The organism is Marinobacter lipolyticus, from assembly GCF_018424605.1.
Classification (GTDB): Bacteria; Pseudomonadota; Gammaproteobacteria; order Pseudomonadales; family Oleiphilaceae; genus Marinobacter; species Marinobacter lipolyticus_B.
On the sequence record NZ_QTKT01000006.1, the window covers coordinates 106262 to 122160 of the forward strand.

The following is a 15899-nucleotide window of genomic DNA, read 5'->3' on the forward strand; positions in this document are numbered from 1 at the left end:
TTTCCATATCTGAAACCATATGCTATGGTTTCCAAAAATGAAACAGGGATGTTTTGTGCACGTAATTTCAAGAAAGCCGTTTAACGATGCAGCCAGAAAGTTTCCCAACGACAGAGAAGCTTTGGTCAGTACTTACATCACGCTGCGGAATGGCCAGTTCGATACGCCGGAAGAGCTCCGCCAAGTGTTTCCGTCTCTGGACAATTTCAAGTACAGGGACAAATGGTGGGTTATCGACATTGGCGGAAACAACTTGCGGCTGATCGCTTTTATTGAATTTCGTGACAGCCGCATGTACGTGAAACACATATGCAGCCACGCCGACTATGATCGGCTGAGTGAGAAGTACCGTCGCAATCGGGAGTAAGGTCTATGATATCGCCTGCTGTTGATCAGATCAGAGATGCGTTGGCCCAGGTGCCTTTCCTGGCTCATATCGAAACGCCGGATGACTATGAGCAAGCACTGGAATTAATGGGTCAGTTAGTAGACGACTATGACGCCAATAAACCGCTGATTGAGATTCTGTCAGTCAGTATTGAACGCTGGGAGGATCACGCTGAAGAGTTTTCCGATTTTAACGCCACAGTTGCAGGAACGGACCCGGGAATTGCGGTACTTAAAACTCTGATGGCTCAACATCGTCTTGGAGTTGCGGATCTGCCAGAGCTGGGCTCAAAGGGTAACGTGAGCAAGATTCTCAATGGCGCTGATGGTAAGAAACTGGCCCGCAAACATATCGAAGCCCTCTCCAAGCGGTTTGGTGTTTCTCCGGCGCTATTTTTCTGACCTGCCAAACATCAAGTTCATTGGGTAGGGTATGCCCATGCCCGGGGAAATTATTGAACGGTCTGGCTCAGCGCGTCGATCATGTCATCGGGATAGGTACCGCGGTAATACGCTGCAAGCGTGCCATCCAGTTTCATCTGATCAAGGATATCCTGCCAGCGTGCGACGGTCGCAGCCGGTGTATCGAGCGACATCGCAATGTACAGATCTTTCGTCGAGGTGGCGTAGGCTAGCCTGACGTCCGTGTCTGAATAAGGCGTTTGCTCAAACAGCGGCATACGGGCGATGTCACTGGTCATCCACGCTTTGACCCGACCGTGCATCAGCATGTCCAGACATTGCGACGAGTGGGTGGGTTGTTCCAGATTGTTAAAGCCCAGAGCTTTCAGTGCCTGGCCACCAGAGCTGCCGCGATACGCACAGATACCGTCCAGATTGCGAGCCTCGTCCAATGTCTCAATGGAAACATCGTCCTGGCGTCGGACAAACAGGCCGCCGGTGATGCGTTTGATCGGACCGACCCATTTGAACTGATGTTCCCGGATTTCCGAGCGGGCGGTTTCGAACAGCGCTACATTGGGTCCTTTCCGGGCCATCATGTAGCCCCGGGCCCATGGCAGCATAATGATGTCACCGGGCTCGCCGGCACGTCTCATCAATTCACGGACAAGCTCTGCGGTAGGGCCGGTTACACGACCACTGTCATCCAGGTATTCACCTGGAGGGGAGTGTTCAGTCACAACAGTCATCGGTTCGCCCAGGGCCTGGGCGCCGCAAAGCCCGTTGAGCAACAGCGTTCCCGTTAGAATCATGCCACCGAAACGATAGTTCCAAACCATTCGCAAATCCTGTGTATTGGTAATCAGCCTACTATCATAACGGCCTTTGCCCTCGTTGCTTGAGAACATCGGGCCTTTCGCGGTACCTTTTCAATTGCCGCAATCAATACTCCACCTCCCCGTCAGGTAAAGCGCAGTGTTCAAAAGGTTATGGAAAGCCGCCCACCCGGTCCTTGTGTTCTTGCTCTTTGTGATCCTTGCAAGCCCAGGTCATGCAAAGATTTATAAATGGGTTGATGAAGATGGGAAGGTTCATTTCAGTGACCGACAGGATCATCGCGTTGAGCAGGAAGTGGTCAACGTTAAGCCTGGCACCTCGGAATGGTCGCGTTTCGATATCACGGTGAAAACCGTCGATGTTGAGCTGAGTGAGGAAGAGCACCAGCAGATCGTTGACGGCGTGAACCATGTGTATGAGTTTTTCGATCGGGTGATGTCCTTTGATATGTACCGGACGGTGCCGGTCAATATCCTGATTTTCAGGGGTAGTTCTGAGTACCGGAATTACCTGGTGCAAAGCAACAGGGGCATGGCGGTTGCGTCATACGGCGTGTATATACCCTCCGCGCATCAGATCGTCACTTACGTGCATGAAAACAGAAACCGCACCTTCAGAACAATCAAGCACGAGGTAAGCCACGCCGTTGTCGATACCATCGTCCCCTATGCGCCTTTGTGGCTAAACGAAGGGCTTGCCGAGCAGATGGAGATGCTGGAGCGGGATGAGGCGGGTTTGTATTTTGAGCGTCACCAGGAAAACCGGTTGCTTGTCGATCAGGCCCGGGCCCAGGGCGGTTTAACGGATATCGACGAGTTTCTGAAGCTGCCCAGCAATACATGGCGCCATACAGAAATGGCGGGGCACTGGGGACTGCGGGCTCAGTCGGGCCAGTTCCTGTATTTCCTGCTCTCCAAACCCACCGGCCGGAACTTTGTGGTGCGGCTGATGCATAACTTCAACCGGGGTGATCGAACCCTCGCCTATTACCTGGTGGATGATAATTACATCGGCGGGGTCAGTATGCTGAGCCTGGACTGGCGGCGTTGGTTGCACGAACAGGGCCAGGGGATCATCAGGCTTTAGATTTAGTGGCAGTGAGTTGTGGCGGGATTTCGGTTTCGAGATTATTGATGGAAACCAGGACAGATTACACTCAGGTCCGTCCCGGTTTCAGGGAATGACATTTACTGGACGTCGTAGACCTCAATGATGGTATTGGCCAGTTCGAGGTCATTGTCATTTGCCAGCGCAAGCTGGTTCAAGGTCCGGATGGTAGTGCCTTTCTCCGAGTTTTCGATTCCCAGCAACCGCACGATGGCGTCCGCTTCCTCTCCGCCGCCGATGGCGAGCTGGTGGCGAAGCTTCCCGCTGAACGCAATGACGATTTCTTTAATCTGTCTTGGCCTGGAGGTTGAAATCCCGGTCGGGGTGTCAGGCTTGAGGGTGACGAAGTACTGATCCGGTGAAAACTCGTGAATGGCCCCGGAGACTCCATCCGTGGTGGAGCCCACTAATCCTCCAAGCACTATGTTGCCGAAGAACCACGGATTAGTTGTTGTAGAGAGCTGGGCGGTATAAGTTTTGTAGCCTTCCTTTTCAAAAGTAATGGATTGGTTGGAGCCACGGTCTACCGGCACGGTCAGAGGCGTCTTGCCAAGTACGCGGCCAGAAACAGTAACGGTGGCCTCGTCGGGCTCGCTGTTGAAAGTGACTTTCTGGTCAGTTCCGGACACCACCGATGCGCAACCGGTAAACAGAAGTGCGGCAGTCAGTGTAAGTAGTAGCGGGTATTTCATTGTTTTTCCTTTTGGTCGGGGGAGATGCCAGAAGGTTATTGGCTCAAGGAGACGTCAGTGGGATGAATTTGGAGTTCAGCGAGTTTCTCCAGCAGGCCCTGGATGTTGGCGTTTCCGGAACCTTCGTTGGCAAGCCTCAGGCGCTTGATTGCGGCAAAGGCGTCGCCAATTGTGGCGGTGTAGGGAGCAACAATTGTTTCGTTCAGGACTACCGCGCCGGTGTTTTCACGGTCGGTCAGTATGTACTTCACGTGGGTGGTCACTTCAAAGTCCAGTCCGAACAAGGGTTGCTCCACCTTTAGCAGTATCGCTTCAAGCTGATAGCGGCCTTCTCCAGACAGGAGGCCCTGTTTTCTGAGGCTTTGCTTGAGGGCGCCTGCAAAGGCGTCATTGTCGATCTCGGAGGTCCAGGCGGGGTTCGTTTCTTCGCCTCCGGATACGCTGTATACATCCACATTGCTTTGTAGGGCGGTGTCGTAGGTATTTATTGGCCCCTCGTACACCATATTGCCCATCTTCGCGCCGGACGCGCAGCCGGTGAGGTAAAGCAGCGCTGCCAGTACAGCCAAAATCCTTACGTTTCGCACAGCAGATTCCTTCTTATTTATCTGATTATTCTAGAGTATTTCCGGACCGTGGGCGGGAGCCCTCGACGGCGAGACATAGTAGCTAAGCGTTGGTAAGCTTGCTATGCACTTAAGAAGTAATTGAAGTAAAACTTCGTGAAATTGTTAAGAAAAGTGACACTGATCGAATGGTAAGTGGTTGGCGGATCTCATGTGCCTGAGGTAGAAATGCGAGGACAGGCGGGATGCCCACCGCTTAATTTATCTTTAGCTGTCCTGATTATTTAACCACCCAGCGAATCAGAGGCGCACTGACCATGACTGACATCCGACACCTCGTATGCCCCCATTGCCACAAAGTGAATCGCGTACACGCAGATAAGCTGTAATCCGGCGGCAATTGCGGCACCTGCAAAAGCCGTTGTGGCCGGGAAGTGGCGCGCCAGAGTGGTGCCAGGAATCAGGCGCAGATCAGTCAGTGGCTGCAGTCGAACGGCCTCGGCGGAACACCAGCAGCCGGTTGTTTGCCGGCATGGCGTGGTTCTCTGTAAGGTTCAGGCCCACCGTGTCCGCCAGGGCGCACAGATCGTCCAGATCCCGGATACCCATGTGGGCGGCGTGGGCTCTCAGATGTTGATCAAACCGTCGGTTGCTGTCACTGGAATACCGGCCCTGGTTGTTGAACGGGCCGTACAGGCAAAATGCGCCGTCTTTCGCCAGGCGTTCACCAATACCGTGAAACATCTGTTCGACTTCGCGCCAGGCCATGATGTGGGCGGTGTTCGCTGAGAACGCCCAGTTGAAGGTTGCCACGGGCCAGTGGGCGGTGCTGACGTCCAGTTCAATCACCGGCAGGATATTGGGCAGTGCGGCCTGCGCGAGCCGGGGGCGACAGGTGTCCACTGCATCGGGGTGGTCGGTTGGTTGCCACTGCAGATGGGGCATTGCCGTGGCGAAATGCACCGCGTGCTGTCCGGTGCCGGTGCCGACCTCCAACACCGTGCCCGGGGTATCGAAGATCTCACGGAGTTCTTCCAGAATCGGCGCTTTGTTGTTCTCGCAGGCCTGGGAGAAGGGAAGAGTAGTGGTCATAGAAAACCCGATCGTACCATGTCGAATGTATCCAGAATCCGCGCCACAAACTGGTCTTTCGGGCGAAAGCTGTTCCGGGTGCTGAGTGTTACATCCCGCTGCAGGTGATCCAGCAGCTTGTGCAGACGCCGGCGGTGTAAACCGACCGCCGCCTGCACCGGATCGAAAATCACACCGGACAACGCCGCAAACGCGGACAGGGCGGCCATTACCGCGATCATAACGGCGGCCGTCGTCGCCAGTGAAGGCTCCGGCGGGAATACGCTGTAGTACCACCCGCCGATGGTTTCACCGAGAATGAAGTCCCGGGCGGCCAGGGTTTTTGCCGCCATGGATGCGAGCACCACCCCGAGCCCGATCCCCCCCGGAGTAAACTTCTGGAATGCAAACGCACCCAGTACGGTGCAGCCTATGCTGTTGGTGATATCGGCAGCCGCCGTGCGGGTCACGCGGTATTGGCGGAGCGTGTCTGCCACCAGCGGCTGTATCAGCCTGCTGAACCGCAGGTGATCAACCTGCTCACAGGTCTGTTGCTCATAGGCCGAGGCCAGGGCCTCTGTCAGGTAGCGTTCCAGCAGAGGATTGTCCTGACCATTGTTCAGCAGTTCCACCAGGATTCGTTGGGATATATGCTGCTGCACCCGAGTGGTGAAACCCGCCGGCACCCGATTGGCCAACCCGTGCAACCATGTCAGGCCTCTTCGCTTGCGGACCAGAATTTTCACCAAACTGGCCAGCGCGAACACCGGTGCCCAGAGCAAATTGATGGGTGCGCGTAGCATGTCCCATCCCAGCGCCCTGCGGTTGGTCGCGATAGCGCCGGGGTAGTTGAAATGACGGTCAATAAACGCCGGCACCCGTGCCCGGCAGTCGTCAAAGTAGCGCTCGATGCCTTTGCGGATGGCTTGCTCTATCATGGGCCCGTCGAGTACCGATCGAGGTGTTTGGTTCATGTCGCACATTCGTGAAAAAGGCCATCGTCGGTTTGCGGGCAGGCGATGCCTTCACAATAACCCGTACTTTCATTGAAGGCGAAACTTCTGTCGTCGGCGACACCAATGCCTGCGTGTTTACCATCAGGGAGGTGTGTGACTGGAATCGTGCCTCGTGGGGGGAGACTGCGGGGAATTTGCATGGGGAATACAGCTCAGACGCTGCATTCCCCAGAGACGGTGCAAACCAGTGAGGATTACTTGGTCAGTTTATCCCACTCTTTCTCTGCCTCTTCTTTCTTGAGGCCGTACTTTTCCTGAATTTTACCGATGAAATTATCTTTGCGGCCGCCGATTTCCTCGACGTCGTCATCGGTCAGCTTGCCCCATTGCTCTCTGACTTTGCCTTTAAGCTGCTTCCAGTTACCTTCCAGAGTATCTTCATTCATGTCGGTAGTCCTTTTTCCGTGAGTAAGATTGGAACGCTTTGGATCAGGCAATCGCGTTGCCTCGCTTCGTTACTGCTGCTTCAACGTGCCACACAACCCGGTTTCCGGCAATTGCATGACGTTCACAAGAACCCGTCGAGGCGAGTTAATCGAAACCCAGGATATTGAAATAAAATAGGTTTTTGTCTTTTATTATGAAATTTTAAGAATTGGGTGGGGCCAGCAGTTCGCTGGCCTTGTGGCCCAGCGCAGCGATACAGCAACCTAATCCTGATAGATCATCTTGCGGGTCATCCCACCATCAACCACAAAATTCTGGCCGATCACAAAGCGGGCTTCGGGGGAGACCAGATAGGCGACCATGGCGGCGATGTCGTCCGGTGTGCCGACCCGGCCACTGGGGTGCTGATTGTGATCAGTGGCGGACAGAGGCTGCGGCTCAGAAGGTGCGTGGGCCTGCCAGGCCCGAACATCGATCCAGCCCGGGCTGATGCTGTTGGCCCGCACATCCGGGCCCAGGCTGATAGCCAGCGCGTGGGTCAGGGCCAGCAGGCCACCCTTGCTGGCCGCGTAGGCCTCGCTGTTGGGCTCGGACTGCAGCGCACGGGTGGAGGCCATGTTGATGATGCTGCCCTGGCGCTGGCGAAGGTGCGGAACCGTATGCTTTGCCATCAAAAAGGTGCCGGTCAGGTTAACGTCCATTCGCCGTTGCCACTGGGCAAGCTCGAGCTTTTCGATGGGGCCGGTGTCCGGGTCGGCGATGCCGGCATTGTTGACCAGAGCGTCCAGCCCTTCGCCCCATTCCACCGCCTCTGCCACGGCAGAGATAACGTCTTCTTCCTGTGACACATCCGCTCTTATCAGCAGCAGGTTGTCCGGATCGCCGAGATCCATCCGGCATGCGTCGATAGCATCTGTATCCTGATCGAGCACCACCACGCGCCAGCCACTGTTGAGGAAGTGGGCGGTTATGCCTTTGCCGATGCCCTGGGCGCCGCCTGTTATCAGTATTACCGGAGGGGGTTGTGCCATCGACTGTGTCTCCTGATATTTTCCGAAACCCGCCAATAGTATTGCTGACTGCCCGGAGACGGCAGGGAGTTGCTCTCTCCGGCTTTTCGCCGCATTATTTCAGACCATAAGGGGGTAAGCGTTTTTTTCCGAACCTCAGTTTGCCCGTCGGAGTTCGCGTATGGAAGCGCTGTGTAAGGTAAGGATAAAAGGAACAGGGTAGATAGTCTTTATGGTTGAGGCGCTGGAAACGAACGGACTGCTCCAGATTCTTCTGCTGACGCTGATGGCAGGGCTGGCGATGCCCGTGGGAGCGGCGCTGGCCTCGGTCGAGTCGATTCGCCCGCGCTGGCTGGAAACCGAGGTTCGCCACAGCGTGATTGCCTTTGGCGGCGGCGCCCTGCTGGCGGCCGTGGCATTGGTGCTGGTGCCGGAGGGCATCCACAATCTCTCGCTGCCGGCGCTTGTCGCGTGCTTTGCCGCGGGCGGCATCACCTTCATGGGCCTGGATATGTGGTTGTCGGCCAACGACACCCCGGCAAGCCAATTGGTGGCCATGCTCTCTGATTTCGTGCCTGAGGCCATGGCGCTGGGGGCCACGTTTTCTGCCTCCAGCGAGGGCGGCGTTCTGTTGGCTGGCATCATTGCCCTGCAGAACCTTCCCGAAGGTTTCAATTCCTATCGCGAGGTGGCGCGCGCTACCCATTACCGTGCCAGAACGCTTGTAGGCGGATTTGCGCTGATGGCCCTGCTGGGTCCGGTCGCAGGCGCCACCGGGTATTTCCTCCTGTCGGACGCCCCACAGATCGTCTCCGGCATCATGCTGTTCGCCGCCGGCGGTATTCTCTACATCATATTCCAGGACATTGCCCCCCAGGCCAGGCTCAGGAAGCACTGGGCACCGTCACTGGGAGCGCTGGCGGGGTTTCTGCTGGGGGTTGTGGGGAAAGTGCTGGTGTAGGTGGCGCTCGGGGTGCTATTCGCCACAGAGTCCCGTGCGGACAATGCATTCACCGTTTCATCAGGTGGATATTCTGGAGGATGCCCGGGGTATTGAGCTGTATGCCCGCTTCCGTTCTGAAAAGCCGGAGCAGGATCTTGAGGACTGGCAGGGCGTCAGGGCCCTGCGCAGATCGGATAGCTGATTGGCGCTACTCAGGCGAAATCGTAGTCTCCACCCTTTTCGAGCGCCCGCTGATACGCCGGTCTGGCGTGCACCCGTTGCACCCAGGCAGTGATATTCGGCCGGTTCTCGTCAACGATGCCGCGGGCCACCGAGGCTTCCAGCGGAAAGCTCATCTGGATATCCGCACCACTCAGGTTATCCCCGAGAAACCAGGTGTTTTTTGCCAGGTGAGCCTCAACAAAATCCAGGTGTGTTTTGATCATCGGGCCGATGAAGGTTTCGTTGGTTTTGTCGGCAATGCCTTTGGCGACCGGTTTGATAAAGAACGGCATCGGGCTGGATTTGATTTTCTGGAACACCAGACGCATGACCAGCGGCGGCATCAGGGAGCCTTCGGCGTAATGCAGCCAGTAGGTGTAATCCAGCCAGGCCTGGCCGCCGGCCTCCGGCAGCAGGGTGTCTTTGCCGTAGGTGTGGGCAAGGTACTCAATAATCGCGCCGGACTCGGCCACCACCAGGTCGCCGTCGGTAATCACCGGTGATTTGCCCAGCGGGTGGACCTTTTTCAGGCTGTCCGGCGCCAGCATGGTTTTCGGGTCCCGCTCGTATCGCTGGATTTCGTAAGGCACCCCGAGTTCTTCCAGCATCCAGAGAACGCGTTGTGAGCGGGAATTGTTAAGGTGGTGAACTGTAATCATGCAGAAACTCCGTTCGCATCAAAAGAATGAGCAGGTTAGCAGTAATCCCCCCTTACCTTAAATTTCATCAACGTGGTTTGCTGCCAGTCAGGGTGACTCCTAAGCTGAGGGGTACGGGTATTTAAGCGCGTTACTGTTGGAGAAGGTATCGTGAAGTCCGTATCGAGCACAGGATTCGCTCTTTTCGGCGCCTCGCTGATTGCGATCAGTTACGGGCTTGCGCGCTTTGCGTTCGGGTTGTTTGTGCCGCCAATCCGCGCCGATCTGGACCTGTCAGCGGATCTGGTCGGTATCATCGGCGCCATCCCTCTGCTCAGCTTTCTGCTGGCGACGCTGATCGCTCCCCTTGCGGCTATTCGTATCGGCGCCCGCAACACGGCGGTGTTGTCGGGCCTGTTTGGTGCTGCTGGCCTGGCTCTGATCAGCCAGGCCTCGGGTGCCTTGTCTCTCGGGATTGGCGTGTTTGCCTGTGGTATCTGCACCGGTCTGATGATGCCTGCGCTGACCGCCGCCATGCAGGTGCTGGTGGATCGCTCAATGCATGGGCGGGTCAGCTCGGTAATGAATGCCGGTACCAGTGTCGGTGTTGCCCTTGCGGTGCCTGCCGTTTTGTTTATGGCCGGTATCTGGCGATTTGCCTACCTTGGCTTTGCCATTCTGGCGGTACTCGGGGTGCTTGCTGCCTGGTTCGTTATACCGTCGGTCTCCCGGGTTACTCCGTCCAATGCTGCGCCGCCCCCGCCGATCAGCGCGCTGCAGTGGTGGCGTTTGTTGCGGCTGACGCTTTTTGCCTTCGTGATGGGCTTTGTGTCTGCCGCTTACTGGATTTTTGCCCCGGACCTGGTGGTTACTCTTGGAGAGTTGCCGTCTTCTCAGACCGGGTGGCTCTGGCTTGCGGTCGGCCTTGCTGGCCTCGGTGGCGCGGTGGTGGCGGACCTGGCTGACCGTAACAATCCGCAGATTACTCATGCGCTGATGCTGATGATGCTGGCTGCCAGCCTCACACTGCTGGCGGCCAGCCCAGGTCAGTTAGGGTTAGCGGCGTTTTCCGGGTTGGTGTTTGGTCTGGCTTACATGAGCCTGACTGGCCTCTACCTGATGACTGGCATCCGGCTGTTGCCCGGCCGGCTGTCGATGGGGCCGGTGCTTCCATTCATGGCAGTTTCCCTTGGCCAGGCGGCCGGTTCGCCCATGGTTGGTGTGCTGGTGAAAAATTTCGGGTACAGCGAGGCATTCGCCGTCTTCAGTGCCATCGGCATTGTGGTGGCTTTGTTGTCGCCCCTTTACCCGCGGTACATAGATCAGGGCGCCGGGGACGAGGCAGAGGAGGAGACCGGCCTTCAGGCGGCTTACAACTATCAGCTTCTGGATGAGGAAGGGGAGCCGTTCACCTTCGACACGGAAGACACCGCCAGATAACCCATCTACCATTCGAGCCTGATACTGCCCAGCGCAGCATTCCCGAGATCCGGGTCGACCGTGCCTCTTTCCACATCTTCATAACGGACGCGGGTATCCAGGCTTGCCCCTATGCCGAGAATCACGGCGGGCCAAAGCCGGCCACCGGAATTGAGCCGGTATGTAAGCTCGGCTCTCCACTCGTTCAGATAAAGCGTACCTTCCAGCTGCCGGGCGCTATCCAGAGTCGCCCAACGGTCTCCCTCGCGCTCGAACCGGAACTGCCAGCGTCTGCCGGGGCCCTGCCATCGCAGCAACACGGGAAGATCCAACAACCACTGACCACTGGAGTGAGCGGTCTCCCAGCGCACTCTGGGAAGCCAGCGGAAAGAGCCGAACCGGTGGTCCCCGCCAATGCCAATGCTCAGTGCAGCCTCCTCATTGACGGTCCGAAACAGTGCGATACGGCCGTTCAGCACATCGTTGTGAAAGTCCCTGTATTTGAACATGTTGGAGGTGCCCGCCAGGCCAGCCCGCGCCTCCACGCGGTAGAGTCGGTAACGTCCTTCGCCGCCAAAGGTCAGGCGGTGCAAATGGCCGTTGTGCGCGGGCTCACCGGCCTGCAGGCCCAGAGTCTGGTAGTCATAGAGAACCGCCAGGCTGCTCGACGAATCCCGGGAATGCCAGCCAAGCCCACGCTCGGAGCGGCTTATCTCGCTGGCGGACCGCTCAAGGTCCTGCTGGTCATAGGGCTGCCACTGGCGGTACAGGACGTAGAACCGCTCAGTGGCCTCAGCCGTGTGTGGCAGGGCCAGCGTAACGATGACCACAGCCACCAGAAAAATAGCCGACGAGGCCATACCAGCAGAGGCTCGACAGCAGTGCAACCTGGACACCATGCCACCTCGTTTTGGGCCTGTGAATTGCGAGGGCTTTGCCCTACGATTGTAGTAACACTTTGGTCAGCCGGGGCGGTTTACGAAACCTATGTCCGACAAAGAACTTCGCACCAAATCCGATAAACGGTCGATTGACGAGTTTATTCACCGGGTTCGCACGCTGCCTCAGGAAAATGCAGGAGAGGTTGCCGGGCATGGGCGGTTGATTTTTGCGCTGGACGCGACCGCAAGCCGGGAAGCAACCTGGGACCAGGCCTGCCATCTGCAGAGTGAACTGTTTACGGCGACCAGGGATCTTGGCGGGCTGGCTATTCAGCTTTGTTACTACCGGGGGTTTGGCGAATTCAAGGCGACAAAATTCGTCACCGAGACAGGGCAGCTGCTGAACCTGATGAACGGGGTTTCCTGCCTTGGTGGTCGCACCCAGATCAGTCGCGTGTTGGCGCATGCGTTGAAAGAAACCCGTGCAAAAGCCGTCAGGGCGGTGGTCTTTATCGGTGATTGCTGTGAGGAACCGGTGGATGAGCTGTGCCACACAGCCGGAGAGCTGGGTATGCTGCGAACCCCGGTGTTCATGTTTCACGAGGGTGATGATGCCCATGCGCGGGCGGTGTTCCAGCAGGTGAGCAAGCTTTCAGGCGGTGCCTATGCACCCTTTGACCGGAGCAGCCCCCAGGTGCTCCGGGATCTTATGGCGGCCGTTGCAGTCTATGCTTCCGGAGGCGTAAAGGCGCTGCAGGACTTTTCCGGCCGCAGTTCCGCGGACGTCAGGCGCCTGACCCGGCAAATTCGATAGCCCTGTTTAAATCCACGTTCAACGCTACGGAAGGGCAAGCCAGCCCCGGAGTACCTGAGTGCCATTCACGTTGCTGTTTATTATTCTTTCGGTTGTTGCGTGGGTCTGGCTGCGCAGCCAGCCGCCCGGCCAGCGCAAGCAGGCCATTCTCCGGCTGGCGTTGGTGGCGGGTATCGGCATAGTGGTTGTGCTGGCCGTGACCGGCCGCTTGCACTTCGTGTTTGCGTTGCTGGCATTTCTATATCCGCTGTTGCGCCGGGTGTTGCCGTCTCTGTTGGCGGGCAGCGGCGCCGGAGGGACAGAAGCAACCGCCAGGCCCGGCAACCAGTCTCATGTGTCCAGCGACATTCTGGATATGACCCTGGATCACGATTCCGGCGTGATGACCGGCAGGGTCATCAAGGGGCCCATGGCTGGCCGGACGTTGGCGGAGTTGGGCGAAAGTGACTTTCTGGAGCTGTTGCGCTACTGCCGGGCGCAGGATGATGACTCCGCGCGTTTGCTGGAAACCTATCTGGACCGTCGCTTCGGCGACTCCTGGCGAGCGGATGACACTGTCGACGCAGGTGGCGGGGATGCCGGCGAGGATTCCGGTTCGGCCAGGGCCAGCGGCCCGCTGACCGAAAGCGAAGCCTTGGACATCCTCGGGCTGGCGCCTGGCGCCAGCCGTGAGGAGATTATCCGCGCCCACCGCCGGATGATGCAGAAGCTGCACCCCGACCACGGAGGCAGCAACTATCTGGCTGCCCGCATCAATGAGGCTAAAGCATGTTTGTTGGATTGATTCCCCTGCGTCGAGTGGCGATCTGCAGATTCCTGGGTTTCTGCCCCAATCAACGCAACTCAAAAAGAGGTTGGATGAGCGAAGCCGGGAGTGGATCGATACTGGCCGGTCAGGCGCGTCACTGAAATCAACCGGGGGAACCACAGCCTGACTCAGGAAGTTCGCGCCAGCGCCCAGGCACAGAAGGTATCCAGCGGCATCGGTCGGGCAAACAGGTAGCCCTGCAGTCGATGGCAGCCCAGCTGGCCGAGAAGGTCTCGGGTGTTGTCGTCTTCCACACCCTCCGCGACGGTTTCCAGATGCAGGGCGTGGGCCAGTTTCAGAGTGTTCTGGACAATTCCCAGGTCGTTCTGGTTGGAGCACATCTGGCTGATGAAGCAACGATCAATCTTCAGCTCGTGGATCGGCAGGCGGCTCAGATAGGCCAGTGAGGAGTAGCCGGTTCCGAAATCATCCAGGGCGATCTTGCAACCGCTGTTGGCAATCTGGAGCAGGGAACCGATCACGGCGTCCATGTTGTGCATCATGGAGGTTTCCGTTACCTCGAAGTTCACCCGATTCATGGGGATGGCGTGTTCCCGGATTCCCGCCAGTGCAAAGGCAACGAAGTGGCTGTTGGTGAGATTCTGCACCGAGAGATTGATGCTGCAGGTGATGTTCAGTTGTCGTTCCTGCAGGATCTTCATGGTTCTCCACGCCTGGGTCACCACATAGCGGGACAACAGGTCCATCAGGCCGGCATTTTCCGCGATTTCGATTACTTCTCCCGCAGGCACTGATCCGAAACGCGGACTGTTCCATCGCAACAGCACCTCTGCGCCCACCAGGCCAAGGCCGGTGCTGTTCATCTGCGGCTGCAGGTACAGTTCCAGTTCCCCGGCCTCCATGGCCGGTGGCAATGCCGTCACCAGGTCCAGACGCCGCCGCGCGAATTCGGAGATCTCATCGTCATAGACCTGTACCGGCACTTTGCTGGATTCGCTGCGATCCCGCGCCGCCGACGCGTGTTGAAACAGGGTTTCCGCGCTGTCGCCGTGCTCCGGGGCAACCGCAACGCCGCAGTATAAGTTCATGAAGACCGGCAGCCGCACGGCATGCACCGAAATCTCGTGGTGGCCGACCATCTGTTCGACAAAGGCCAGCAGCGGGCCGTCCAGTTTCTGGACATTAATCAGGAACGCTGCGGAGCCGAGCTCGGGAATCGCCACATAGGCATGCTGCCGTGCTTCCAGGCACACCGGACCGCCAAGCCCCGCTAACCGGTGATTGAGTTTCGTCATCAACTGGCAGAACATTTCTTCGGCCAGGTTGTGCCCCATGCTGGAGGCAATGTCCTTGACCTGCGGGTAGTGGACCAGCGCGAGGGCTACATGGGTGTGCTGGCTCATCAGCCTGTGTAGCTGCTGATTGAGCAGAGACGCGTTGGGCATCCCGGTGATCGAATCGTGCATGGCGCGTTCGAGGGACTGCATTTCCAGATCACGAACCTGGCGCTCGGCCATCTGGTGCTTCCGAAGTGCCGCCAGTTTGCGTGAGCGTTCGTCCTTGATGCGGTGGGCGAGGGCAAAGGAAAGTAGCAGAACCTCCGCCACGGAACCGGCCTGTATCGCATGATTGGTGACGGTGTTGACCGGCAGAATGTCGAACACGGTCAGCAGGTACAGGGAAGACCCAAGGGCAAATGTCGTCCAGGCCAGCACGAAATAGCGGGCAATGGTGACACCGGCCTTGAGGCCCGCCAGCCCGACGACAATCAACAGGACCAGCACCAGGGTGCCCAGCAGAGCGGCGAACAGCGCACCGTGTATGGGGTCGGCCCAGGTGTAGAGGATGAGCACGCCGGCCAGTGCGGCCGCGATCTTCATGCTGCGGTCCCAGCGCGAGGAAATGTCCTGCCATTTCAGAAAACTGCGCGCGAACATCAAGGCAAACAGCGATGCAAAGGCAGTGCTTATGGGTAGGGCATAGCGGGTCAGTAATGGTTGCCCGCCCCAGAGCCAGGCGCTCCCGGCTCCGGAAACACAGAGCATCAGCAGGCTGATGGAGCCCACAAACAGCACGTAATAACCGTAGGCCGAATCTCGGATGGAGACAAACAGGAACAGGTTGTAGATCACCAGCGCACCCATCACGCCAAAATAGGCGCCCCAGTAAAGGCTCTGCTGCGAGAAGCGAACCAGCAACTGGTCTTCACGCCACAGCTCCACCGGCACCTGCAGAGAGGTGGCTGAACTGGCCCGCAGGACAATGTCCACCGGGCCGTTCAGGTCCGGTGGCAACGGCAGGGCAATCTGGTAGCTGCGGGCCTGTTCGCGGCGGTTTTCGGTTTCGTGACGACTGGTGTGGTAGACCGCTGATTGCTGGCCATCAGGCAATACATAGAGGTCCACCTGTTCCAGTAACGGATAGGGCACTACCAGATACCACTGTGACGTCAGCGGCTCCGGTATGTTCAGGGAGGTTCTGAGCCATACCGGCTGATCGGTGAAGCCGAGGTTCAGCACGCCGGTGTCGTTCTTGGCCTGCCACCGGTTCTGCTGAATCACTTCACCAAGGGTTCGTGCATCGTCGAGAAGATACTCGAGCTGATTGTTCAGCTGGTAATGGCCGGTGTCGCCGTCAACCGTCAGCTCCCGGGCAAAGGCGGTGTGGGCGAACAACAGGGTGATCGCCATGAATCCCACTGCCCATCTGTCGCGTTTTACCATAGCGCATCCCTGCTC

The 15899-nt window shown here is 57.8% G+C and carries 18 protein-coding genes; 8 read left to right on the forward strand and 10 right to left on the reverse strand.

The window, feature by feature from the left end; genetic code table 11:
* Positions 1 to 121: 121 nt before the first annotated feature.
* Complete coding sequence (locus tag DYI22_RS10255) at positions 122 to 367, forward strand: type II toxin-antitoxin system HigB family toxin (protein ID WP_266099173.1); 246 nt, start codon at positions 122 to 124, stop codon at positions 365 to 367.
* Between the two features lie 5 nt (positions 368 to 372).
* Positions 373 to 789, forward strand: a complete 417-nt coding sequence (locus tag DYI22_RS10260) for a helix-turn-helix domain-containing protein (protein ID WP_213477944.1) — start codon at positions 373 to 375, stop codon at positions 787 to 789.
* 50 nt (positions 790 to 839) lie between these two features.
* Here the strand turns inward: DYI22_RS10260 and DYI22_RS10265 are convergent, their stop codons facing one another.
* On the reverse strand, positions 840 to 1628 hold the full coding sequence (locus tag DYI22_RS10265) for a substrate-binding periplasmic protein (RefSeq protein ID WP_213477945.1): 789 nt from the start codon (positions 1626 to 1628) through the stop codon (positions 840 to 842).
* A 136-nt stretch (positions 1629 to 1764) separates the two neighbouring features.
* Between DYI22_RS10265 and DYI22_RS10270 the strand changes: the two genes are divergently transcribed.
* On the forward strand, positions 1765 to 2712 hold the full coding sequence (locus DYI22_RS10270) for a DUF4124 domain-containing protein (RefSeq protein ID WP_323132901.1): 948 nt from the start codon (positions 1765 to 1767) through the stop codon (positions 2710 to 2712).
* A gap of 101 nt (positions 2713 to 2813) precedes the next feature.
* On the opposite strand, the gene DYI22_RS10275 is transcribed toward DYI22_RS10270, so the two are convergent.
* The 6 genes from DYI22_RS10275 to DYI22_RS10300 form a co-directional block, all read right to left on the reverse strand.
* Positions 2814 to 3425: a PEGA domain-containing protein gene (locus DYI22_RS10275; RefSeq protein ID WP_213477946.1), complete on the reverse strand. Its 612-nt coding sequence runs from the start codon at positions 3423 to 3425 to the stop codon at positions 2814 to 2816.
* 35 nt (positions 3426 to 3460) lie between these two features.
* Positions 3461 to 4012, reverse strand: coding sequence for a hypothetical protein (locus DYI22_RS10280; RefSeq protein ID WP_213477947.1), 552 nt, complete (start codon positions 4010 to 4012; stop codon positions 3461 to 3463).
* A gap of 450 nt (positions 4013 to 4462) precedes the next feature.
* Complete coding sequence (locus DYI22_RS10285) at positions 4463 to 5083, reverse strand: DUF938 domain-containing protein (protein WP_213477948.1); 621 nt, start codon at positions 5081 to 5083, stop codon at positions 4463 to 4465.
* Entirely contained in the window at positions 5080 to 6036 is a 957-nt protein-coding gene (locus tag DYI22_RS10290) for a DUF6635 family protein (protein ID WP_213477949.1), read from the reverse strand. Before DYI22_RS10290 ends, DYI22_RS10285 begins: the two co-directional genes overlap by 4 nt.
* A gap of 236 nt (positions 6037 to 6272) precedes the next feature.
* Positions 6273 to 6464 carry a CsbD family protein gene (locus tag DYI22_RS10295; RefSeq protein WP_213477950.1) on the reverse strand — a complete coding sequence of 64 codons (192 nt, stop codon included), beginning with the start codon at positions 6462 to 6464 and terminating at the stop codon, positions 6273 to 6275.
* Positions 6465 to 6728: 264 nt separating this feature from the next.
* A complete protein-coding gene (locus DYI22_RS10300; protein ID WP_213477951.1) occupies positions 6729 to 7496 on the reverse strand; it encodes an SDR family oxidoreductase in 768 nt (255 codons plus the stop codon).
* 211 nt (positions 7497 to 7707) lie between these two features.
* Between DYI22_RS10300 and DYI22_RS10305 the strand changes: the two genes are divergently transcribed.
* Both DYI22_RS10305 and DYI22_RS10310 read left to right on the forward strand, forming a co-directional pair.
* Positions 7708 to 8436: a ZIP family metal transporter gene (locus tag DYI22_RS10305; RefSeq protein WP_213477952.1), complete on the forward strand. Its 729-nt coding sequence runs from the start codon at positions 7708 to 7710 to the stop codon at positions 8434 to 8436.
* Positions 8437 to 8479: 43 nt separating this feature from the next.
* Positions 8480 to 8620: a hypothetical protein gene (locus DYI22_RS10310; protein WP_213478053.1), complete on the forward strand. Its 141-nt coding sequence runs from the start codon at positions 8480 to 8482 to the stop codon at positions 8618 to 8620.
* 10 nt (positions 8621 to 8630) lie between these two features.
* Here the strand turns inward: DYI22_RS10310 and DYI22_RS10315 are convergent, their stop codons facing one another.
* Complete coding sequence (locus DYI22_RS10315; RefSeq protein WP_213477953.1) at positions 8631 to 9299, reverse strand: glutathione S-transferase family protein; 669 nt, start codon at positions 9297 to 9299, stop codon at positions 8631 to 8633.
* Positions 9300 to 9449: 150 nt separating this feature from the next.
* On the opposite strand from DYI22_RS10315, the gene DYI22_RS10320 reads away from it, so the two are divergent.
* The gene (locus DYI22_RS10320) at positions 9450 to 10718 is read left to right on the forward strand and encodes a CynX/NimT family MFS transporter (RefSeq protein ID WP_213477954.1); all 1269 of its coding nucleotides are present in this window, start codon (positions 9450 to 9452) and stop codon (positions 10716 to 10718) included.
* A 5-nt stretch (positions 10719 to 10723) separates the two neighbouring features.
* Here DYI22_RS10320 and DYI22_RS10325 read toward each other — a convergent pair whose 3' ends face one another.
* Entirely contained in the window at positions 10724 to 11557 is an 834-nt protein-coding gene (locus tag DYI22_RS10325; RefSeq protein ID WP_213477955.1) for a hypothetical protein, read from the reverse strand.
* Between the two features lie 127 nt (positions 11558 to 11684).
* On the opposite strand from DYI22_RS10325, the gene DYI22_RS10330 reads away from it, so the two are divergent.
* Together DYI22_RS10330 and DYI22_RS10335 are read left to right on the forward strand one after the other, a co-directional pair.
* Positions 11685 to 12392, forward strand: coding sequence for a VWA domain-containing protein (locus DYI22_RS10330; protein ID WP_213477956.1), 708 nt, complete (start codon positions 11685 to 11687; stop codon positions 12390 to 12392).
* Between the two features lie 58 nt (positions 12393 to 12450).
* Positions 12451 to 13176: a molecular chaperone DnaJ gene (locus DYI22_RS10335; RefSeq protein WP_213477957.1), complete on the forward strand. Its 726-nt coding sequence runs from the start codon at positions 12451 to 12453 to the stop codon at positions 13174 to 13176.
* Positions 13177 to 13328: 152 nt separating this feature from the next.
* Here the strand turns inward: DYI22_RS10335 and DYI22_RS10340 are convergent, their stop codons facing one another.
* Positions 13329 to 15884, reverse strand: coding sequence for an EAL domain-containing protein (locus DYI22_RS10340; RefSeq protein WP_213477958.1), 2556 nt, complete (start codon positions 15882 to 15884; stop codon positions 13329 to 13331).
* Positions 15885 to 15899: the final 15 nt, after the last annotated feature.